This window comes from Streptomyces microflavus (assembly GCF_014650075.1).
Classification (GTDB): Bacteria; Actinomycetota; Actinomycetes; order Streptomycetales; family Streptomycetaceae; genus Streptomyces; species Streptomyces microflavus.
In genome coordinates this window covers 508,626-530,086 of the sequence record NZ_BMUG01000003.1, presented here as the reverse complement: position 1 = coordinate 530,086, position 21,461 = coordinate 508,626, and the positions used below count along the sequence as shown (strand labels likewise).

The following is a 21,461-nucleotide window of genomic DNA, read 5'->3' as shown; positions in this document are numbered from 1 at the left end:
GCAGGCGGCTACGCCGGGCATGTGGGCGCGCCCCGCCCACCAGCCCTTCGGCGTCACCCGCCCTTCCGCGTTCGTGGGCGGCTGATCCTGCGGACCCGGTGGTGCTCGCTCAGGTGGAATCGAGCTCGGTGACCAGTTGTCGTGTCTCGAGAAGCAGCCCCCCGCCGACGGCCGCCGCCGTTCCTTCCAGCCGGTGGAAGGTGTCGGTGAGCGAGTCGAGGCCGGCCCAGGCTTCCCTGGAGGCCGCCTCCCGGTCATCACGCAAGGTGTCCGGCGCGGAAGAGGTGAGCAGTTCTGCCTCCAGTGCGCAGATACGCACGGTCCGGCCCAGCACGTCGGACAGCTGGTGGAAGAAGTCCGGCGGCGGCTGCGCGATTTCTGGGTCGTCGCCGATTCCACCGAGCGTGCGGGTGATCGCGAGGACACGGGTGCAGACACGGCCCCACCGCATGTCCTCGGCGTACGGCGGTGGCTTGGGGCCGGTGCGGCGCAGGCGGCCTCCCGGGTTCCAGCGCGCTTTCTCCATCGCCCGGTGACGGGCTTCGCTCACGGACGCTGCGCAGGTGGACGGGTGGCAGGACGAACGCGTTGACCAGGAGGCCGATGGCCGCACCGATCAGGGTTTCCAGGAGCCGGTGCCCCACCGTGGAGGTGCTGGACACTCCGGCGGTGATCACGAAGAGCGCTGTGGTGGCACCGTAGATGCCCTGGTTTCCGAAGCGGCGGTAGTTGCCGAGCAGCATCATGAACGGCAGCGTGAGCAGCATCGCGGCCATGGTCCGATCACGCGTCAAAGCCATCGCCCCGGAGGCCCACACGGTACCGAGGGCAATGATGGCGAACTGCTGGGTCCCCGTACGTACCGACTGGTAGACCGTGCTGCCGACCATCGCGATCGCCGTCCACGGAGCCAACAAGGCCATCGGCGTCTGGAACCACCACCCGCTCACCGCCCACGCGGCGATCGCCGCCGCCGCTGCCTTGAGGGACTGGACGAGCGTGTCCCGCTCCGGTCCGGCCACTTCGCGCGCACTGCGGACGGACCACCGCACCTCCGCCCACTCCCGGCCCACCCACTGCCCGGCGGCCGACCACGGCTTCTCCCCCCCTGCCAACCTGCCCTCTCCCTCTCCGCGTTGTCGATCGAGCTTCTCCGTCCGGCATTCCCGCTACCGGATGACCCCTGGGGCGAAGGGTGAACTCGATGGAGGGAGAACCGCAGAAAGGCGGAGCACCTGGCCGGGGACGACATGCTCGGGGCGTATATCCCCATCGGTCGTCCTCTTCGGTCCGGCCGCGGGAACATGAAAAAAGGGCCGGGGGCCGGGAAATCATTTCCCGGCCCCCGGCCCCGACCGCTGCGCCGGTCCGCCGTCAGACGCCTGCCGACACGGCTGCAACCAGGCAGGACACCAGACTGCACACAAGGACCGCTACCGCGCAGACCCGCACCGTCCGGTCACGGGGCAGGTGCCTGGCCCGCGCTATGAACAGGGACACCGGTATTGCCACGAAGGGCAGAACCGCCGCGGTCAGCAGGGCGACGCCCCACCCCAGTGAGGCGGTCGCCCCCTCGGGCATGGTCGCTCGGCCCAGAGCGCTCAGCGTGTGCTGCGCGCCGTTGAACGCGAGGGGAAGTGCCGCGATCAGTCCCGGCAGAAGCGCCGCCCCGACCAGGGCCACTGCTCCGGCGGTGCGGATCAGCGGACTCGTCGTCGTGCTTCGCACGTTTCTGTTCCTTTCTCGGTCATGCCGATTCGTTACCATCGCGGGGCGTACCAGCTGATGTTGTTGGCGAAAAGGCCCCACATTACTTTGGCGAAGACGTTGTTCGCCTTGGCGCAGGGCTTGTTCCGATTGCACCAGGTGTTGTTGGGTCCCCATGCCTTCACGTTCAGCTGGAGTATCCCGTACTTCTTGCCCAGCCAGAACTTGATGTTCTTGTCCTTGCCCTCGGCGTGCCCCTTGAGCGACTTGAACTTCCAGCCCGTCGAGTAGATCTTCATGACCTTGACGGGACCCTTGCCGTAGGCCAGGTTGCAGCGCTCCCCCTTGTTGAGGGTGGAGCCGCAGCCGGTCAGCGGGAAGACCCAGAAGTGGTTGCGCATCCACTTGAAGACGCTCTTGGCCGAGCTGTAGAAGTAGCCGATCTTGTAGGAGGCTCCGTAGGAGTACTCGCCGCTCAGGTCGAGGCAGGAGACCGGGTTGCCCCGGCAGTACTCGTAGTTGTTGTCGTTGCCGCCCTGGACCGGGTCGACGGACAGGAAGCGGCCTGTCGCGGAGTCGTACAGACGGACACCCATGAGGACCACGCCACTGGCGGTACCGCTGTCGCGCTGGTACGTGCCCAACCACCCGTAGGTGGCGGAGGCGGTCCCGTCGAGGGGCTTGCCGTACTCGTCGTAGCGCTGCACGACGGGGGCGGCGGCCGGGTCCAGCGGGAGCTGGACCGCGACGTCGCCGTGCAGGTTGGAGAGCTGCAGGACGGTGTCGCCGGTGCCCGAGGTGAGCGCGGACAGCCGTCCGCCCGGCCCGGTGACGGAGCGGGTGATCCGTCCCTTGGACGAGGCCGTCCAGGTCGGATTGTCCTCGTCGTCGGCGAAGTGGCTGGTGATGCTTTCACCGTCGGCCCAGGTGCTGTTGTCCTGCTTGACCTGCTCGGTGGAGCGGGCGAGCCTGCCGGCCGCGTCCAGGTACCGGACGGTGCGCCGGTCGGCGGTGCTCTCGCTGCTGACCAGGTCGTTGGCGTAGTACGTCATCGTGTTCGCGCCACTGGTGGTGGTGCGGCCGAAGGCGTCGTACTCGATGCCGGTGGCGGTGAGCCGGTCGCCGCTGTCGTAGGCGGAGGAGGCGGTGGTGCGCGTCGTGTCGTCGGTGCCGCTGTCGCAGTCGTCCGACGTGGTGGTCAGCGCGGTGCGATTGCTGTTGGCGTCGAAGGTGTAGACGCGGGTGGTGCAGCCTCCGGCTGTGGTGTCGGTCGCCGTGGCCAGGCGGCCGGTGGCGTCATAGGTGTAGGCGCTCTCGGTGGTGGAGCCGTCGGTCTGGGTGTGCTGCGCCTGGTCGCCGTGGACCGTTGTGCCCATGACGTCCGAGAGGACCGGGGTCCCGGCCTGGTCGGTGTACTCCTTGCCGGTCTCCTTGCCCGCCGTGTCGGTGGTCACCGTGAGCGTGTAGCCGCCGGGCAGTGATTCACCGGTGAGCCTGCCGTCGGCGTCGTAGGTGGCGCCGAAGGAGCCTGCGACCGAGTCGGTGATCTCCTTGACCTGGCCGGCCGCGTTGTAGGCGTAGGTGACGGTGGAGGGCGCGGAATCGGTGACGCGCACCGGCCGGTCGAGGACGTCGTACGCCGTGGTCGTGGTGTTCCCGGTGCCGTCGTCGTAGGAGACGGGACGGCTGAGGGCGTCGTAGGCGTAGGCGATGGTCTGACCGCCGGCGCTCCGGGTGGCGGGCTGTCCGGTGGCCTTGTCGTAGGTGAAGGTGGTGTCCTCGACCGCCTCGCCGATGCCGCCGACGACCGACGTCTTCACGGTGCGGCCCGCGGTGTCCCTCACGATGGTGGTCACCCGGGTGCTGCCGTTCGCCGTCTCGCTCCTGATGGCCACCTGGCCCGAGCGGTCGTAGGTGTAGCGGGTGGTGATGAGGTCCTTCGGGTTGCCGCCTCCTCCGGTTACGGAGGCGGCGGGGGCGGTGCGGCAGAGCATGCCCGCCCACTCGGGCCGGGCGGCGCAGTCACCGGAGCCGTCGGCCGTGTAGTACGTGAAACGCAGGGTACCGGCGTCGGAGCCGTCCGACCCGGCGGTACGGGTGCTGAGCACCCGGCCCTTGGCGTCATAGGCCGTGCGTGCCGTGGCGCTGGTGCCGTCCTTGCCGGAGAGGACCTGGCCGGTCGCCCAGTCGTACGTGACCGAGGCGGTCCGGAGGTCCGCGTCCTTGGCGTAGCCCTCGATGGCGGCGCCGGTGGCGGTGGTGGTCACCTGGTCGGACACCGCGGCGTCCGCCGGCCGGTTCTCGTCGTGGACGTAGCTGTTGTGAGCGCGAGCGGGGACCACCGAGCCCGCCGGGAGGGTGGCTTCGGCGGTGATGCCGGTCAGTTCCCCGGTCAGGGTGACCAGGTGCAGCGGACCGTACTCGTGCAGAAGCCGCTCGCCGTCGGCGGAGTACACCGAGGTGCTGGCGAGGCGCTCCGCGCGCTCGGCGCCGGAGAGATCGGTGAGGCCGAGCGCGGCGGCGGTGTCGTCGTCGGCGCGCAGAGCGATCTCGCGGTTCGACCCGCTCAGTTCGGCGACGGTGTTGCCGTAGGCGTCGTACTCGGTCGTGGTGATCGAGCCGCCGGGCGAAGCCGTGTTGGTCTCCTCTCCGTCGGCGTTGAGGTAGGTGATGGTCGCCGTCGCGTAGTCGTTCGCCTTGAGGTCGGAGCCCGTGCTGGAGGCGGGGGTCGATCCGGCCGGGAAGAGCGCGGTGGCGTCGGTGGGTGCGTTGTCCTGTCCCCAGGTGGCCACGGTGGCCTTGTCCATACGGTGGGGCGCGCGATCGGTGGCGATCGGTACGTCATAGACGACGGTGGTCGCGGCGGTTCCCGAGGTGGTGGTGGCCGAGCCTTCCGCGAGGGTGGGACGTGAGGCCTTCAGGAGCATGCCCGCGCCGGCGGTCAGGGCCGAGCCGGCCTTGCCGTAGGTGAAGGTCCACGGCAGCTGGCCGCCCTCGGTGAGGGTGCTGACGCGGCCGTCGGAGTCGTAGGCGTAGGCCGTCTTGAGGGTGGTGCCGATGCGCGGGTCCCACACCTCGCGGAGCAGGCCCTTGGCGTCGTAGGCGTAGCGGGAGATGACCTCGGCCGTGGACGCGGCAGCTCCGGGGGCCGTGGCCCACAGGCGTACGGCCTGCACCTGGCCCTGGCGGTCGCCCAGGCTGTCACCGGAAGCGGTGGAGCGGTCGCCGTAGACGAACTCCACGACGCGGCAGCCGCGCCGGGCCGGGTCGGCCTGGCACTGTGCGGCGGTGACCGCCTCGCTGGGCGAGATCACATATTTGGGACGGGCCAGCTGGCGGCCGGCGGCCGCGACGGTCTCGGAGACGAAGGTGACCTGGGTGTCGTCCACCGCGGAGGCGGTGGAGGCCAGCGGCCATGTGGTGGCGGAGGCCCCGGCCTTGGTGAACACGGAGACGTTGGCCTGGTTGTCCTTCAGCGTGAAGGAGTTGCCGCTCAGCGTGCCGGTGAGCACCAGGGACTCGTGGCCCGGCTGCGGGGCCCAGGTGGAGCGGGCGGCAGCGGTGAACGCGAGGCTGGAACCGTCGGCGTCGAGGATCTCGACGGAGGTGTCCGAGGTCTTGCGGAGCTGGGTGAACGATCCGCTCTCCTCGCCCTTGATCGACGAGGTCCAGCCGGGCCCGAAGATCTCGGCCTGCCCCTCGGTGTCCGTGTCGTTGGTGCGCGAGGAGAAGGTGCGCTGGATCTGGACGGAGAAGGCGGACGCGTCCGGCTCGGTCAGCGTGAAGTCGCCGGTGAGCAGGTTGACCTCACCTGTGGCGATGCCGCTCGAGGGTGCGTTGCCCGCGTCCCGGTCCAGGGTGACCTCGGTGGTCTGGGTGTGGCCACTGGTGGTGCCGTTGGTGAACTGGGCGCGCAGTTCGATGCCGCCGTCCTCCTTGAGGGTGGACACCACGTTCCACACCAGAGGAGTGGCGACGCCGCCGGTCACCTTCACCGGCCAGGCGGTGACCGCATCGCCGGATGCTGTGACGTCCGCGGCCGGGACGGTACGCCAGGTGTCCTCTCCGCCCCGGCGGTACTGCCAGGTGACGCCGGTGTACGACGTCAGTCCCTTGGCGGCGAGGGTGAGCCGCCGGGCGGTCTCCGCGCCGTCGCCGGGCGACAGTACGGCCGCCCCGCCCTCGCCCACACCGAACTGATAGGCGGTGGACGCCGTGGAGAGGTTGCCGCCGGAGTCGACGGTCTTGGCGTAGAGGGTGTGCCAGCCGTCACCCGGGGTGATGGCGATCTTCGCGGCGTCTCCGCCGTTGCCGTTGGTGGTGTCGAGCTGCTTGTGCGGTACGGCCGGGTCGTCCAGACCCCACCAGTAGCCGGCCCCGTCCGTGGACTCGGTGTCGAGCGTGCAGGTGACCGGCCCGTCGGCCTTGGCCGTCCAGCCGTTCTCCTCGTACGTCTCGCACGACACCTTCGGAGCAGCCGGCTTGCCCGTGTTCATCGTGAACGTGGTGTACCCGGTCCACGGGCCGTAGTCCGTGCCGTCGTAGGCCCGGGCCCGGGAGCGCAGGTGGACTCCGGCGGGGAAGGCTTTGGCCGCCGGGATCGTGAACTTGGCCGTGCTGCCGGAGGCGACCTCGGCGGAGGTCGCGGTGTACGCGTAGGTGGTGTCCGCGAACGCGGGGTCCGCGGTGATCTCGAACTGCGCCTTGGTCTTCGAGCCGTCGAGGTCCTTCACCCCTGCCGTCAGCATCGGCGTGAGCGAGGTGACGTACCGCCTGCCGTTGTAGCTGTTCACGGCCGACGGCACGATGGTCGTGGCCGTGGGAACAGCCGGGTAGGAGTTGTACGTCACGGTGAGGTGCGGCTCGGTGGAGCCGTTCCCGGAGACGTAGTTGGCCGAGCGGAAGCGGCGCCAGGTCGTCGAGTCGGTCTCGCTCACCCCGGCGATGCGCAGGCCGTGGTTGGCCGAACCCGCCGCCCACGCCCGGACGATGGGGGCGACGTCGAAGGACATGTCGCCGGCCGGGCAGGAGGAGTTGTAGCCCAGTGCGGCCTTGTTGGTCACCGCGCCGTCGGCGGTCGTCGAAGGCTGGGCGCCCCAGGTGATGGCCGAGGAGTCCCAGGCGGAGGTGACCCGCCGTACCTGGGTGCCCGCTCCGGTCGTGGCGCACGTCGACGCGTAGTACGAGTACAGCGTCAGCTTGCTGCTGATGACGCGCTTGCCCTTGAACGGGGACACGTCGAACTTGAGGTACGAGCGGGCCTTGGTCGTGCCCGCGTCGTACGTGCCCGACTTCAGCTCTGTGGAGGACACTTGCGAGTCGGAATAGTTGGTCGCCACCCAGGTGTCGGTGGAAGCCGCGAGGGTGGACGTCGGGTCGACGGTCACCGGATAGGTGAGGCCCTGCTCGAAGTAGGCCGCGTCGGGCTTCAGCACGATGGTCTGGGCGCCGTCGGCGGCCGTCTCGACCGTGGTGGCCACGGGTGCCAGGTGCTTTGACTCGCCGGACGCCGGATTCACCGACGCGTCCCACATCATCGGTGCCGGTGCCTCGGCCACGAGCTTGCCCGCGGTGTCCTTGAGCAGCAGACGGCCGGTGCTCGCCTTGGAGAGCTTGAGACCGCCGCCGAGCACGAGAGGGATGCGGTAGACGGGGGTTGTGGCCGGCGGCTTGTCCAGGACGACGTTCTGCGAGAAGCCCTGGGAGAGCGCCGTCACGGTGAGGGTCTGGCCGCGGCCCAAGTCGTAGGAGGCCGTGTCGCCCTTCACCTCGGGCGTGGGCAGGGGCGTGGACCACTGCATGCCGAAGGAGTGGTCGCCGCGTGCCACCGAGGCGAGCGATTTGTCACCGCCGTCGGAGAGTTGTACATCGGCGGCCGCGACCTTGGGCTCCAGCGAGGGGCCGGAGTCGACCAGCGCGGTGTCGATGTCCTTCCAGCGGCCGTCCACCCGGGTGCGTACAGGCCCGGCGTACAGCGCGGTTTCCAGCGACCCATCGGGCAGGGCGTAGGTGGTGGTGGTCGCCGTACGCTCCGGGAGCACCTCGATCCGGCGCTTCTGCAGACGGGCCATCAGCAGGCCGGCCGCCACCGAGTCGGCAGTCGACGCGGCCTTCTCCGTTCCGGCCGGGGCGGAGCCGGGCGAAGCGAAGACCGACTCCGCAGCCGATGTGCTCGTTCCCGCGGGGCTGACGGCGAAGGCCGCACCGGATCCCGTCGACACCAGCGCCGTTTGCGCCAGCAGGACAGCGGTGAGACCGACTGCGATGCGTCTGGCCTTGCGGGCAGTACCGGTAGATCTGAGGGGCGGTATCTGCCGCCCCCAACTGCTTGTCACGATTCCTCCGACTAACTGCATGTTCTTACAAGTTGCCTACATTCTGACCGCCCCCAATGCATGATCCTGACCCGAATCAAGCGCCCGGTTCGAAGCGATGTGCGATCGTGATCATTAAATAGGTCAATATGCTGACTAAACAGGTGGACATACGGGTCAGATTCGTTGCTTCGGCAGCCCCCGCGAAGGCACACCTTTTGGCACGCTCCGATGCGTCAGATGCACTGCAGAGCCCACTCCATGGAGGATGCCGGGCCGAGCCAGGACTTCTTCATGCCGGCCGGCCACTCCCTTGGGGCCACTCCTTCGTCTCCGCGCAGAAGGCCGCCGCCCGCTCGGGCCGGTCAGTGCTGACCTCGCACCTCCGCCGGGCCAAGTGCCGGGCGAGAGCGGCGTACGGTGCCCGGTGAGGGGCGAGATCCTCCGGGACCGGCCCGTCACCGACGAGGTCGGAGAACTCGTCGTCCTTTCCCGGAGTGTGGCGGCACGGAGACTGAGCCTGGTCATAGGCGCCGAACTCCCCGACGGTGCGTACTGGAAGGGAGTTCCTCGGCGATCGCTCCACCCCGCCCGGCGCTCCGCCGCTGCACGGCCGGCCTCGCGTCGGCCGGGCGAATCGTTCAGGCGTCGGCCTGGAGGCGCAACCCTGCGAGGGTCAGGTCCAGCGCGGCGCGGAACTGCTCGATGTCGTCGTGCCCGTCGAACTCGTCGACGATCTCGTGCACGAAGGGGAAGTCGTCGGCATCGAGCTCCCGCCACGTCGCGGCGAAGCGGCCGAGGAACTCGTCGCGGCCGACTGCACCCTCGAGAACCTCCTGCGGCGGTTCCTGCCCCAGGTCGACCGCAGAGCCGACGACGACCGTCGTGATCGCCGAGACGGCGTGGAACCGCTGGCGCGCGGTGAGCTTCAGCCGGAGGGTCGGCTGCCCCAGCGTGTCGTACAGGCGCAGGGCGTTGCCCTGGACGTCGGTGTTGCGCATGAAGTAGTTCCCGAGCCAGGGCCGCACCAGGATCGCGTCGAACAGGGTCAGTGACATCACGCGCAGGTCGTCGATCGGGTCGTCGCCGGGCTCGATCGCCTCGATGTCGGCGAGGACGCCGCCGATGACGTGATCGGTGGCGCGGTCGAGCAGCTCGTCCTTGCTCGCGACGTACCAGTAGATGCTGGCGACGCCGCCCCCGAGGCGCTGCGCGAGGGCCCGGAACGTCAGCGCCGAAGGACCCGCCTCGTCGAGCAGCGCCACCGCCTCGGTGAGCACGGACTCCATGGAGTGCGAAGCCCGGCGGCGGCCGCCCGCGGCTCCACGGTTCTGGTGGCGCGGCATGGCCTCTGCCCTTCGTTTGCATCTCTATCGAACGGTGTTCTATCGTACCGCATGGAACACCGTTCGATAGTCGAGCGGCGTTCGATAGAAAGGAGCGCCGCCATGACGACCGCGATGCTGAAACCCCCCGCCTCCCGTACCTATCCCTCCCTGCGCGCCGCGTGGATCCCACTCGCCGCCCTCTGCCTGGCCTTCTTCGTGGAGATGGTCGACAACACCCTGCTGTCGATCGCGCTGCCCACCATCGGGCGCGACCTCGGCGGCGGGACCACCGCGCTGCAATGGGTCACCGGCGCGTACTCGCTGACCTTCGGCGGTCTGCTGCTCACCGCGGGCTCCATGGCCGACCGGCTCGGCCGACGCCGCGTCCTGCTCGTCGGGCTCGCCGTGTTCGGCGCGCTGAGCCTGTGCGTCGTCTGGGTCACCACCGCAGGTGAGCTCATCGCCCTGCGCGCCGCGCTGGGCATCGCCGCCGCGGCGATGGCCCCGATCACGAACTCGCTGGTCTTCCGCCTCTTCGACGACAAGGCGCTGCGGATGCGCGCCATGACGCTGATGATCGTCGTCGGCATGTCCGGCTTCATCCTCGGACCGCTGATCGGCGGCACAGTCCTGGCCCACGTGCGCTGGGAGTGGCTCCTGGTCGTCAACGCCCCGATCGCGGTGATCGCCTGGATCGGGGTCCGACTCGGCGTCCCGGCCGACCGGCCCGAGGACCTGACCCGCGACCGGCTCGACATACCGGGCGCCGCGCTGAGCCTCGCCGCCATCGGGCTCGCCTGCTATGCCCTGACCAGCGGTGTCGAGAACGGCTGGCTCTCCGTCCTCACCATCGGTTCGGTCGCGGGCGCGGTCGTCGCCGCGACCGCCTTCATCCGGCACGAGCGCCGCAGCCCCGCCCCCATGCTGGACCTCGGCCTGTTCTCCGACGGCACGGTCCGCGGCGCCATCGTGGCGCAGATCGGTACGTCCATCGCGATGGCCGGCGTGATGTTCGGGCTCATCCTCCACTTCCAGTACGCGTACGGCTGGAGCCCCGTACGGGCCGGCCTCGCCAACCTGCCGCTGATCGTGACCATGCTGCTGGCGACGCCCGTGTCCGAGGGGCTGGCCCGCCGCTACGGCCACCGCGTCGCCTGCCTGGTGGGCGCGGCCTGCCTGGCCGTCGCACTGGCGGGACTGTCCTGGGGCGTCGAGCACGGCTACCTCGTCATCGCGCTCTGCATGGTGCTCATGACGATCGGACTCCGGACCGTCATGACGATCTGTGCGGTCGCGCTCGTCGACGCGATGCCCGCCAACCGCACCTCAATGGGCACCGCGCTCAACGACACCGCGCAGGAGGTCGGCACCAGCGTCGGCACCGCCACCATCGGCACGCTGATCGCCGCGCTGGTCACCACCCAGCTCCCGGCCGGCGTGTGGAGCAGCGACCTCGTCGCCTCCTTCTTCCACGGTGAGCGGATCGCCTACGCCGTGCTCGCCGTCGCCGTCGGCCTGATCGCGACGGCCGGCGCGCTGAGCCTCACGGACTCCCGCAGTGTGGAGGAAGCAGCGCCCGCGGAGGCCGCCTGAACAGGCCACCCGGCAGGGCTCACCCCCTGTACGTCTCCAGCAGCCGCAGCCACACCTCACTGATCGTCGGGTACGCCGGAACCGCGTGCCACAGCCGGTCGATGGGGACCTCGCCCGCGACCGCGATCGTCGCGGAGTGCAGGAGTTCGCCGATTCCGGGGCCGACGAACGTCACGCCGAGCAGGATCTCCCGGTCCAGGTCCACGATCATCCGCGCGCGGCCCCGGTAGCCGTCGGCGTACAGGCCGGAGCCGGAGACCGAGGCGAGGTCGTAGTCGACGGCGCGGACGCGGTGGCCCGCGTGTTCGGCTTCGGCGAGGGTCAGGCCGACGGATGCGGCCTCGGGATCGGTGAAGACGACCTGGGGGACGGCCGCGTGGTCGGCGGTGGCCGCGTGGGCGCCCCAGCGGTCCGTCTCCAGGAGCGGGACCTTCTGGGCGCGGGCGGCGATCGCGGCGCCCGCGATGCGGGCCTGGTACTTGCCCTGGTGGGTGAGGAGAGCGCGGTGGTTGACGTCCCCGACCGCGTACAGCCAGGTCGTGCCCTCGACGCGGCAGCTGTCGTCCACCGTGAGCCAGGAGCCGGGCTCCAGGCCGACCGTCTCCAGGCCCAGGTCGTCGGTGCGCGGCGCCCGGCCCGTGGCGAAGAGGATCTCGTCGGCCTCGATCCGGCCGCCGTCGTCCAGCTCCACGGTGACGGGTGCGTCCGGTGCGGGCCGGTGCACGGCGGTGACGGAGACGCCGGTACGGATGGTGGCGCCGGCCTCCTTCAGCGCCTCGGCCACCAGCTCGCCCGCGAAGGGCTCCATCTTCGGGAGCAGGCCCTTGCCGCGGATCAGCAGCGTCACCTCGGCGCCCAGCGCCTGCCAGACGGTCGCCATCTCCACGCCGACCACTCCCCCGCCGACGACCACGAGCCGGCCGGGCACCTCCTTGGCGCTGGTGGCCTCGCGGCTGGTCCAGGGGCGGACCTCGGCGATGCCGGGCAGGCCGGGGACGACGGCCCGGGTGCCGGTGCACACGGCGACGGCGTGCCGGGCGGTGAGCCGGTGCACGGTGCCGTCGGGGGCGGTGACGGACACCGCGCGGGGGCCGGTGAGGCGTCCCGTACCGCGGTAGATGTCCGCTCCGACGCTCTCCAGCCAGGCGACCTGGCCGTCGTCCTTCCAGTGGGTGGCCTCGTCGTCCCGGTGGGCGAGGACGGCCTGTACGTCGAGGGGGCCCTGCACGGCGGCGCTCAGACCCGGGACGCGGCGGGCGTCGGCGCGCGCGACCACCGGCCGCAGCAGGGCCTTGCTCGGCATGCAGGCCCAGTACGAGCATTCGCCGCCGATCAGCTCGGACTCCACCACGGCCGTGCTGAGCCCGGCGGCGCGGGCCCGGTCGGCCACGTTCTCCCCCACCGGACCCGCACCGATGACCACCACGTCGTACTCGGAAACGTCCACCGCGTCAGTCGCTGCATCTGTCATGGAAACAGTGTCCTCGTGAGTGTGCGCCCCGGCCACATGGGCAGGCGGAATAGCGCAAGTGCAGTCACCGTTGTGCCGGAACAGGTCCGAACGGGCACAGGAAGAGGTATCTGAAGCATGAGCACCGTAGAGCTCACCAAGGAAAACTTCGATCAGGTCGTCAGTGACAACGGCTTCGTCCTGATCGACTTCTGGGCTTCCTGGTGCGGCCCCTGCCGACAGTTCGCGCCGGTCTACGACTCGGCGTCCGAGCGCCACCCCGATCTGGTCTTCGCGAAGGTCGACACGGAGGCGCAGCAGGAGCTGGCGGCCGCCTTCGAGATCCGGTCCATCCCGACGCTGATGATCGTCCGGGACAACGTCGCGGTGTTCTCGCAGCCCGGCGCCCTGCCGGAGGCGGCCCTGGAGGACGTCATCGGCCAGGCCCGGAAGCTGGACATGGACGAGGTCCGCAAGTCCGTGGAGGAGCAGAAGCGGGCGGCGGAGGCCGGGCAGGGACAGCCGGAGCCCCAGTAGCCGCCGTACCGGCGCACGGCGCGAACCGAAGGGACCTGATCCGGCACCGCACAAGCGGTGCCGTGCGGTCGGGGCCCTTCCGTCGTGCCCGGGAGCGGCCGTCCGTCGTGTCCGGGTACGGCTGTCCGTTCAGCCGGTCGGGCGGTTCCCCTCGGCGACCTGGACCGACATGCCGGGGTCCAGCTCGTCGCCGTCGATCAGCACGGCCTCCACCGTGCGGGTCTCCGGGTCGATGTCCGCCTCCATGCCCTCTCCCGCGTACCGGGGGTAGCCCGAGGCCCCCGTATCGCCGGTGGCGGCCACGACCGCCGAGCGGATCGGCCGCCCGGGGGCTCCGGTCCGCGTCCTGCTGTGGTCGGGGATCAGGAGGAGCTCGTAACTCTGCGGATGACTCATGGACCCGACGCTAGACATCCGCCGGTCACCGCGCATGTCGTCGCGCCCGGGGCGGTCCAGGACGCCTCCGGCGGATCAGGGCCTAGCTGGACTCGCGGTGGACGGCGCTGGTGCGCAGCAGGTCGTGGTGGACGGGGGCGGTGCCCGGGTGGTGGACGAGGCGGTCGATGGTCTCGGCGAGCGCGTGCTCCATGGCGAGCTCCATCCGGACGGTGCTGAGGCGGGGCCGCAGCAGTCTGCCGAGCAGCAGGTCGTCCGCTCCGACGACCGCCGTGTCCCCGGGTATCTCGACGCCCGTGTCCTGGAGCGCCCGCATCAGGAGCATGGCGTACTCGTCGTTGTACGCGAACACGGCGTCCAGGCCCAGTTCCGGCCAGCGCTCCGCGAGCTCCGCCGCGGACTCCTCGTCGTAGCGGAGCGGGAGGGGCAGGATGTGGGCCCCGGCCGGTTCCGCGGTCTGCCGGGCCCCGGTGAGGCGGGGTCCCGAGAACGGCTCCAGGCCGGGTTCCCGGGGCATGACCACCCCGATGCGGCGGCGGCCCCGGGCCAGCAGGTGGCCGACGGCGCTGGCGCCGACCCGCCGTTGGTCCATGACCAGTCCGTGGGCGCCCTCCACCGGCTCCGGGCCGAGCGTGATCACCGCCTTGGCGCCGGAGCGGGTGAGGACGTCCGTGCCGTGCGGGGTGAGGGTGATGCCGGGAGGGACGACGACGGCGACAGGCCGCAGTTCGGCCCAGGCCCGGACCGCCTCGTCGTCGGCGAGGCCGGCGCTGCCGTACTGGACGACGGTGTAGTCCAGGCGGCGCAGTCCCGCCTGGAGTTCCTGGAAGAAGCGCTGGTGCAGCGGGCCCGCCGGTATATGGCCGGAGGGCAGCAGCACCAGGCGGCTGTGTCCGGCGCGCAGGCTGCGGGCGGCCGCGTGCGGGACGTAACCGAGTTGTGTGGCGGCCTCCCTGACGCGGTGCCGGGTCGGTTCGCTGATCCGGACGGTGGCGTTGTTGTTCAGGACGTACGACACGGTGGCCCGGGAGACTCCGGCGAGGCGCGCGACATCCGCGCTGGTCGGGACGGAGACTTCGGCGGGCTGCTTGGGTAACTGGCTCATGGCGTCCGGCAGTCTTCCAGATCCGCCGGGCCGGGCTTTGCGCCGGGGGCGCCGGGCCGCGGCGGCTCGCCGCGGCCCCCGTTCGGCGGACCCGCTCCCGGGATCGGGCCGTGCACGTCCTACGGTGTTGCGATGACGTTCCACCACAGCGCACAGCGCACCGACAGCCCGCCCGTACCTCCCGGCAGCACCGGTCCGACCGCCACCGTCCAGGCCGATCCCCACGAGGTCGGCCCGGTCCGCACCTCGTACGCGCCCGACCGTGACGGCGACCCCGATCCGGGCGAGATCGTCTGGACCTGGGTGCCGTTCGAGGAGAACGACGGCCGCGGCAAGGACCGGCCGGTGCTCGTCGTGGCCCGGGAGCCGGCGGGGACGCTGCTCGCCGTCCAGCTCTCCAGCAAGCGGCACGACATGGACCACGAGTGGGTGGCGCTGGGGGCCGGTCCCTGGGACAGCTCCGGCCGGCAGTCCTGGGTCGATCTGGACCGGGTGCTGCGGGTCCACGAGGACGGCATGCGGCGCGAGGCGTGCGCGCTGGACCGGGACCGGTTCGATTCCGTCACCGGGCGGCTGCGGGAGCGGTACGGCTGGAGCTGACCGGCGCTCGCCGGTGTGCAGCGTACGGCGCATGCTGGTCGTGGAAGCGGTGCGGCGGCAACCGCTTTTCCGGTGGCTCGGGGGCACTCTTGTGCGATCCCGGGGTACGGGTTTGGGTGGTAGGTACGCAACTGAGAAGGAGGCGCCCCATGTCCTCGGACACACCCGGCGGCCCCGGCCCACGCCTGGACACCGCACCCCTCGACGAGGGTGCGGCACAGGATTTACTGCGCGGCATATGTTTCAAGACGGGTCCCCCTCGCATCGTGGGGGTGGAACTCGAATGGCTCATCCATGACCGGGAACATCCCGCCGTCCCCGTCGACGGGGAACGGCTCGACAGCGCGGTCGCGGCGCTCCGTGAACTGCCCCTGAGCGCCGCACTGACGTTCGAGCCGGGCGGGCAGCTGGAGCTCAGCTCACAGCCGGCCGGCTCCCTGATGGAGTGCATCGAGACGACCGCGGCGGATCTGGCCGCCGTCCGCGGTTCGCTCGGCCGGGCCGGGCTCGCACCGGTCGGGCTCGGCGTGGACCCGTGGCAGACGCCGCACCGCAGGCTGCGCGAGCCGCGTTACGACGCGATGGAGGCGGCGCTCGACCGGGCAGGTCCGGCCGGGCGGGCGATGATGTGCACCTCCGCCTCCGTGCAGGTCTGTCTGGATGCGGGCGAGGAGGAGCCGGGACCGCTCGGCTACGGGCGGCGCTGGCAGCTCACCCATCTGCTCGGTGCCGTCCTGGTGGCCGCGTTCGCCAACTCGCCGTTCCAGCAGGGCCGCCGGACCGGCTGGAAGTCCACCCGGCAGTCCCTGTGGGCCGATCTCGACCCCGTACGGACGCTGGCGCCGGGCGGCGGACTTCCGCCGCGCGAGGCGTGGGCCTCGCACGTGCTGGACACGACCGTGATGTGCGTGCGCCGCGAGGACGGCCCCTGGGACGTACCGGAGGGCCTCACCTTCCGGGAGTGGATCCGCACGGGTGCGCCCCGCCCGCCGGTCCAGGCCGATCTCGACTACCACATCACCACCCTCTTCCCGCCGGTCCGGCCGCGCGGGCACCTCGAACTGCGCATGATCGACGCGCAGAGCGGCGCCGACGGGTGGCTGGTGCCGCTCGCCGTCGCCACCGCCCTGTTCGACGACCCGGAGGCCGCCGAGACCGTGTACCGCACCGTGAAGCCCTTGGCCGAGTCGGCGGGTTCCGCAGCCGCTCCGCGCAACCCGCTCTGGACGACGGCCGCCCGCGAGGGCCTGGCCGATCCGGAGCTGAGGGCGGCGGCCGTCGTCTGCTTCGAGACGGCGCTCACCGCGCTGGACCGGATGGGCGCGAGTGAGCCGGTGCGGAACACCGTGGCGGCCTTCAACGACCGGTATGTGGCCCGGGGCCGATGTCCGGCCGACGACCTGCTCCGACCGGGCGCTCTCGCCGGCCTGTCCCTGCTGACGGGCTCCCCCGACGGCCCCGCGAACGGGCCGGCCGCTCCGCCGCACTCCGGAAGGGTGACCTCAGCATGACCGACGACCGTGCCCCCTCCGCACCCGCCGCGGACGGCTTCCCGCCGGCCCCCGGCAGCCACGACCCCGAGGCGCTGCGCCGGCGCGCCCTCGACGCGCTGCTGACCGCCCGCGCGCGCACCGCCACCCTGACCGACAGCGTGGAGGACGGCGAACTCACCGCCCAGCACTCCCCCTTGATGTCCCCGCTCGTCTGGGACCTGGCCCACATCGGCAACCAGGAGGAGCAGTGGCTGCTCCGGGCCGTGGGCGGCCGGCAGGCGCTGCGCCCGGAGATAGACGGGCTGTACGACGCCTTCGAGCACCCCCGCTCCGCACGGCCCTCGCTGCCGCTGCTGGCGCCCGCCGAGGCGCGGACGTACGCCTCCGACGTCCGGGGCAGGGCCCTGGACATCCTGGAGGCCGCCCCGCTCCACGAGGGCGGGCGGCCGCTGGAGCGGGCCGGGTTCGCCTTCGGGATGATCGCCCAGCACGAACAGCAGCACGACGAGACCATGCTGATCACCCATCAGCTCCGCTCGGGCCCGGCCGCGCTGACCGCACCCGCGCCGCCCGATCCCACCGACGCCGGGTCCCTGCCCGGTGAAGTCCTGGTCCCGGCAGGCCCGTTCACCATGGGCACCTCCGCCGAGCCGTGGGCCCTGGACAACGAACGGCCAGCGCACCGGCGGGAGGTGGCCGCGTTCCATCTGGACACCTCGCCCGTCACCTGCGGCGCGTATCAGCGGTTCATGGCGGACGGCGGGTACACCGACCCCCGCTGGTGGGCGCCCGAGGGCTGGGACATGGTCCGTGAACACGGTCTGACCGCACCGCTGTTCTGGCACCGCGACGCCGGGCAGTGGCTGCGCCGCAGGTTCGGGGTGACCGAGCCGGTGCCCGAGGACGAGCCGGTTCTGCACGTCAGCTGGTACGAGGCGGACGCGTACGCGCGCTGGGCGGGCAGGCGGCTGCCCACCGAGATCGAGTGGGAGAAGGCCGCCCGGCACGATCCCGCCACCGGGCGTTCGCTGCGCTATCCCTGGGGCGATACGGACCCGACACCCGAGCACGCCAATCTGGGCCAACGCCATCTGCGCCCGGCCCGGGCCGGCGCGTATCCGGCGGGCCGGGCGCCTTCCGGCGCGGGTCAGCTGATCGGCGATGTGTGGGAGTGGACCTCCAGCGACTTCCTGCCCTATCCGGGCTTCGTGGCGTTCCCCTACCGGGAGTACTCGGACGTGTTCTTCGGACCGGGCCACAAGGTGCTGCGCGGCGGCTCGTTCGCCGTGGACCAGGTCGCCTGCCGGGGCACGTTCCGCAACTGGGACCTGCCGGTGCGGCGCCAGATCTTCTCCGGGTTCCGCACCGCGAGGGACGCCTGATGTGCCGTCATATCGCCTATGTGGGCGATCCGGTGGCCCTCGGGACCGTGCTCTCCGCGCCGCCGCACTCCCTGGTGCGCCAGTCCTGGGCGCCGCGCCGCCAGCGGTACGGCACGGTCAACGCGGACGGCTTCGGCGTCGGCTGGTACGCGGACGGCGACCCGGTGCCCGGCCGCTACCGGCGCCAGGGGCCGATCTGGCACGACCAGACGTTCACCGATCTGGCCCGGGTGGTGCGGTCCACCGCGCTGCTCGCCGCCGTACGGGACGCCACCGAGGCGGGTGCGGACGGGGAGGCCGCGGCCGCGCCCTACGCCGCCGGGCGGCTGCTCTTCAGCCACAACGGCGCGGTGCCGGGCTGGCCCGGCTCGCTGGCGGGCCCGGCCGCCGCCCTGCCCGCGCAGGAGCTGCTGTCGCTGGCGGCGCGCAACGACTCCGCGCTGGTCTGGGCGCTGATCCTGCACCGCGTCGCCGCCGGGGACGACCTGCCGACGGCGGTCGCGGAGACCGTCCGGGAGGTCGCGGAAGCGGCCCCCGGCTCCCGGCTCAACCTGCTGGTCACCGACGGCACCGCCATCGTGGCCACCGCCTGGGGCGACACTCTCTGGTACCTCCACGACCCGGGCCGCTCGACCGCGGTGGCCTCGGAGCCGTACGACGACGATCCGCGCTGGCGCGAGGTCCCCGACCGCACCCTGCTGGTCGCGACCTCCGCAGCCGTCACCCCCACACCGCTCAAGGAGCCCGCCGCGTGAGCCCTTTCCTGCTGACCCGCACCCTGCCGGAGGACGCGACGGACGCGGCGCTGCGCGCCGACGTCCTGAGCGGGCTGACCCGGCACCCGAAGACGCTGCCGCCCAAGTGGTTCTACGACGCGCGCGGCAGCGAACTGTTCGAGGAGATCACCCGGCTGCCCGAGTACTACCCGACCCGCGCGGAGCGGGAGATCCTGGAGGAGCGCTCCGAGGAGATCGCCGCGGCCTCGGGGGCCCGGACCGTGATCGAGCTGGGCTCGGGCTCGTCGGAGAAGACCCGTCATCTGCTGGACGCCCTGCCGGAGCTGCACAGTTACGTGCCGGTGGACGTGAGCGAGAGCGCGCTGACGGGGGCGGCCGAGGCGCTGCTCGCCGAGCGTCCCGGGCTCTCCGTGCACGCGCTCATCGCGGACTTCACCGGCGGTCTGGCGCTGCCCGGCACGCCGGGGCCCCGGCTGGTCGCCTTCCTGGGCGGCACGATCGGCAATCTGCTGCCCGACGAGCGGGCCACGTTCCTGCACTCGGTGCGCTCGCTCCTGTCCCCCGGCGACGCGCTGCTGCTCGGCACGGATCTGGTCAAGGACGAGGAGACGCTGGTCGCGGCGTACGACGACGCGTCGGGCGTGACGGCGGCCTTCAACAAGAACGTGCTGAACGTCGTCAACCGGGAGCTGGGCGCGGACTTCCCGCTCGAGGACTTCGAGCATGTCGCCGTGTGGAACCGGGAACAGCGGTGGATCGAGATGCGGCTGCGCGCCCGCCGGGCGCTGAGCGTGAAGATCCGGGAGCTGGACCTGGTGGTGCCCTTCGAGGCAGGTGAGGAGCTGCGTACGGAGATCTCGTCGAAGTTCCGCCAGGAGGACGTCCGCGAGGAGCTGGCCGCCGCCGGGCTCGACCTCGCTCAGTGGTGGACGGACGCGGCCGGCCGGTTCGCCCTGTCGCTGGCCACGGCGGTCTGATCCGCCGCTGCCCGAGCCGTCGCCGTCAGGTCGGTACCGACGACGGCGGCCCGGGCGGCGCGGGCCAGTGCGCGGCGGCCGGGCCCGCCGCTCGCGGGGACGAGCGCGCGGGCGCCTGCGGGGATCGGGGCGAGGACGTCGACCTCGGCGGTGAGCCCGGCCGCCCGCACCACCCGCCAGAGGGAGGCGGCGAGCGGATCGTCCCCGACGAACGCGACCGCGCCCGCGGTGCCGTAGGTGATGCGGACCGGTCGTACGGAGACCTTCGCGTCGATCGCCGCCTGGAACACCGCAGGCCGGAACACCCCGCCGCTCCCCCGCCCGCACCAGGTGCTGCCCTCGGGGAACGCCACCACGCGGGAGCCCGCGCGCAGCGCCGCGGCGACGGTGTCCACGGCCCCCGGCAGCGTGCGCAGCCGGTCCCGGTCGATGAAGAGCGTGCCACCGAGCCCGGCGAGCCGTCCGAGCAGGGGCCAGCGCCCGACCTCGCTCTTGGCGAGCATCCGGCCCGGCAGCACGGAGGCGACGAGGGGGATGTCCAGCCAGGAGATGTGGTTGGCGACGACCAGCTCGCCGCCGGAGCCGGGGTCGTACGGATGCACCCGGACCGTCACCCGTACGCCGAAGGCACGCGGTACGCCCTGCGCCCAGCGCCGCACCAGCCACCCGCGCGGGGGAGCCGGGAGCAGCCGGACCGGCAGGGCGCAGGCCACCCCCAGCAGTGTCCACGTGCAGCCGGCGAGGAGCCGCAGGAGCGCGGGGAGCGGGGGGCGGACCGCTCCGGTGTGCCGGGCGCAGGCCTGCGGGGTGCAGGGGGCGACGGGCAGCCAGGCGCTCACGCCTCCGGGGCGGGAGGCGCTGGTGCCCGCGGTACGGGAGCCGGTCATGCCTGCGGGACGAGGGAGAGGAAGTGGCGCAGGTAGCGCGGGTCGGTGCGGCGCAGCGAGAGCAGGACGTACAGGTCGGCGACGTTGAACTCGGGGTCGTACGCCGGGGCTCCGCAGACCCAGGCGCCGAGCCGCAGGTAGCCGCGGAGCAGGGGCGGCAGGTCGGCCCGGGAGCCGGGGCCGGCGTCGGGGTGGGTGGAGGAGTCCCAGAGGCGGTGCGGGGTGACCCAGTACTCCTCGGGGGCCAGGTGTGCGGTGCGTACGGTGTTCCAGCTGCGGGCGGCGAGCGTGCCGCCGTCGGCCAGCGGCAGGGAGCAGCAGCCCGCCAGCCAGGTGTGGCCCGAGCGTTCCATGTAGCGGGCGAGTCCGGCCCAGACGAGGGCGATCACGGCGCCGTCGCGGTGGGCGGGGTGGACGCAGGAGCGGCCGACCTCGACGAGGTCCTCGCGGATCGGGGCGAGGCGGGTGATGTCGAACTCGCTCTCCGCGTAGAGCCGGCCGGCTATCCGGGCGCGGTCGGGCGGCAGCAGGCGGTAGGTGGCGACGACCTCGCCGGTCGCGGTCTCGCGGACCAGCAGGTGGTCGCAGTACGCGTCGAACGCGTCGCTGTCGATGCCGGGTTCGGGCCCCTCCAGCCTGGCTCCGAGCTCACCGGCGAACACCTGGTGGCGCAGGCGCTGCGCGGCACGTACGTCCTCCTGGCCGGTGGCGAGGGAGACCCGGTAGGCCGGTTCGGGGGAACGGGGGGCGGGCGGGGCCGACGGGGCGGACCGGGTGGGTACCGAGGCGGGCGGGGCGGTGGGCAGCACGGTCATGGCAGTCTCCGGGGACGGATCAGCAAGGGCGGCTGCCGGGCCTTCGCGGGGAGCGAAGGCCCGGCCCCTTACTTCTTCCGTCACCGGCTGGATTCGACGTGACCGCTGTGGAGCGCGGGGATGTGCGACGGCTGAATCCC

The 21,461-nt window shown here is 71.8% G+C and carries 16 protein-coding genes and 1 pseudogene; 7 read left to right on the top strand and 10 right to left on the bottom strand.

The annotated features are described in order from the left end of the window. Positions 1–109 precede the first annotated feature (109 nt). The 5 genes and pseudogenes from IE264_RS37910 to IE264_RS11310 all read right to left on the bottom strand — a co-directional run bounded on the left by IE264_RS37910 (position 110) and on the right by IE264_RS11310 (position 9,310). Positions 110–550, bottom strand: coding sequence for a hypothetical protein (locus IE264_RS37910; RefSeq protein ID WP_229887506.1), 441 nt, complete (start codon positions 548–550; stop codon positions 110–112). 91 nt (positions 551–641) lie between these two features. Further along, a pseudogene (locus IE264_RS37905) lies at positions 642–950 on the bottom strand (aromatic acid exporter family protein); the annotation flags it as partial. Positions 951–1,374: 424 nt separating this feature from the next. Beyond that, on the bottom strand, positions 1,375–1,728 hold the full coding sequence (locus IE264_RS11320; RefSeq protein ID WP_099129835.1) for a hypothetical protein: 354 nt from the start codon (positions 1,726–1,728) through the stop codon (positions 1,375–1,377). 32 nt (positions 1,729–1,760) lie between these two features. Continuing rightward, on the bottom strand, positions 1,761–7,928 hold the full coding sequence (locus tag IE264_RS38390; protein WP_267884121.1) for a DNRLRE domain-containing protein: 6,168 nt from the start codon (positions 7,926–7,928) through the stop codon (positions 1,761–1,763). A gap of 734 nt (positions 7,929–8,662) precedes the next feature. Continuing rightward, positions 8,663–9,310 carry a TetR/AcrR family transcriptional regulator gene (locus IE264_RS11310; protein ID WP_032759254.1) on the bottom strand — a complete coding sequence of 216 codons (648 nt, stop codon included), beginning with the start codon at positions 9,308–9,310 and terminating at the stop codon, positions 8,663–8,665. 159 nt (positions 9,311–9,469) lie between these two features. On the opposite strand from IE264_RS11310, the gene IE264_RS11305 reads away from it, so the two are divergent. Further along, entirely contained in the window at positions 9,470–10,942 is a 1,473-nt protein-coding gene (locus tag IE264_RS11305; RefSeq protein WP_032759255.1) for an MFS transporter, read from the top strand. A 19-nt stretch (positions 10,943–10,961) separates the two neighbouring features. Here the strand turns inward: IE264_RS11305 and IE264_RS11300 are convergent, their stop codons facing one another. Then, a complete protein-coding gene (locus tag IE264_RS11300; RefSeq protein WP_032759256.1) occupies positions 10,962–12,413 on the bottom strand; it encodes a dihydrolipoyl dehydrogenase family protein in 1,452 nt (483 codons plus the stop codon). Positions 12,414–12,530: 117 nt separating this feature from the next. On the opposite strand from IE264_RS11300, the gene trxA reads away from it, so the two are divergent. Then, positions 12,531–12,929, top strand: a complete 399-nt coding sequence (gene trxA, locus IE264_RS11295; protein WP_015612920.1) for a thioredoxin — start codon at positions 12,531–12,533, stop codon at positions 12,927–12,929. Positions 12,930–13,058: 129 nt separating this feature from the next. On the opposite strand, the gene IE264_RS11290 is transcribed toward trxA, so the two are convergent. After that, complete coding sequence (locus IE264_RS11290) at positions 13,059–13,325, bottom strand: hypothetical protein (protein WP_032759257.1); 267 nt, start codon at positions 13,323–13,325, stop codon at positions 13,059–13,061. Between the two features lie 82 nt (positions 13,326–13,407). Further along, positions 13,408–14,430, bottom strand: a complete 1,023-nt coding sequence (locus IE264_RS11285; protein ID WP_032759258.1) for a LacI family DNA-binding transcriptional regulator — start codon at positions 14,428–14,430, stop codon at positions 13,408–13,410. 132 nt (positions 14,431–14,562) lie between these two features. Here IE264_RS11285 and IE264_RS11280 point away from each other — a divergent pair, with 132 nt between their 5' ends. The 5 genes from IE264_RS11280 (at position 14,563) to egtD (ending at position 19,619) form a co-directional block, all read left to right on the top strand. Then, positions 14,563–15,030: a type II toxin-antitoxin system PemK/MazF family toxin gene (locus tag IE264_RS11280; protein ID WP_015612917.1), complete on the top strand. Its 468-nt coding sequence runs from the start codon at positions 14,563–14,565 to the stop codon at positions 15,028–15,030. Positions 15,031–15,179: 149 nt separating this feature from the next. Then, positions 15,180–16,541 carry an ergothioneine biosynthesis glutamate--cysteine ligase EgtA gene (gene egtA, locus IE264_RS11275; RefSeq protein WP_032759259.1) on the top strand — a complete coding sequence of 454 codons (1,362 nt, stop codon included), beginning with the start codon at positions 15,180–15,182 and terminating at the stop codon, positions 16,539–16,541. Next, the gene (gene egtB, locus IE264_RS11270) at positions 16,538–17,905 is read left to right on the top strand and encodes an ergothioneine biosynthesis protein EgtB (protein ID WP_032759260.1); all 1,368 of its coding nucleotides are present in this window, start codon (positions 16,538–16,540) and stop codon (positions 17,903–17,905) included. The genes egtA and egtB overlap by 4 nt, the downstream gene beginning before the upstream one ends. Continuing rightward, positions 17,905–18,660 (top strand): ergothioneine biosynthesis protein EgtC, encoded by a 756-nt coding sequence (egtC, locus tag IE264_RS11265; RefSeq protein WP_032759261.1) that lies wholly within the window; start codon positions 17,905–17,907, stop codon positions 18,658–18,660. The genes egtB and egtC overlap by 1 nt, the downstream gene beginning before the upstream one ends. After that, complete coding sequence (gene egtD, locus IE264_RS11260) at positions 18,657–19,619, top strand: L-histidine N(alpha)-methyltransferase (protein WP_032759262.1); 963 nt, start codon at positions 18,657–18,659, stop codon at positions 19,617–19,619. Before egtC ends, egtD begins: the two co-directional genes overlap by 4 nt. Here the strand turns inward: egtD and IE264_RS11255 are convergent. Both IE264_RS11255 and IE264_RS11250 read right to left on the bottom strand, forming a co-directional pair. Then, on the bottom strand, positions 19,562–20,506 hold the full coding sequence (locus IE264_RS11255) for a lysophospholipid acyltransferase family protein (RefSeq protein ID WP_229887490.1): 945 nt from the start codon (positions 20,504–20,506) through the stop codon (positions 19,562–19,564). The two genes, egtD and IE264_RS11255, sit on opposite strands and share 58 nt — an antisense overlap. After that, positions 20,503–21,321 carry a GNAT family N-acetyltransferase gene (locus IE264_RS11250; RefSeq protein WP_032759264.1) on the bottom strand — a complete coding sequence of 273 codons (819 nt, stop codon included), beginning with the start codon at positions 21,319–21,321 and terminating at the stop codon, positions 20,503–20,505. The genes IE264_RS11255 and IE264_RS11250 overlap by 4 nt, the downstream gene beginning before the upstream one ends. Between the last annotated feature and the right edge of the window lie 140 nt (positions 21,322–21,461).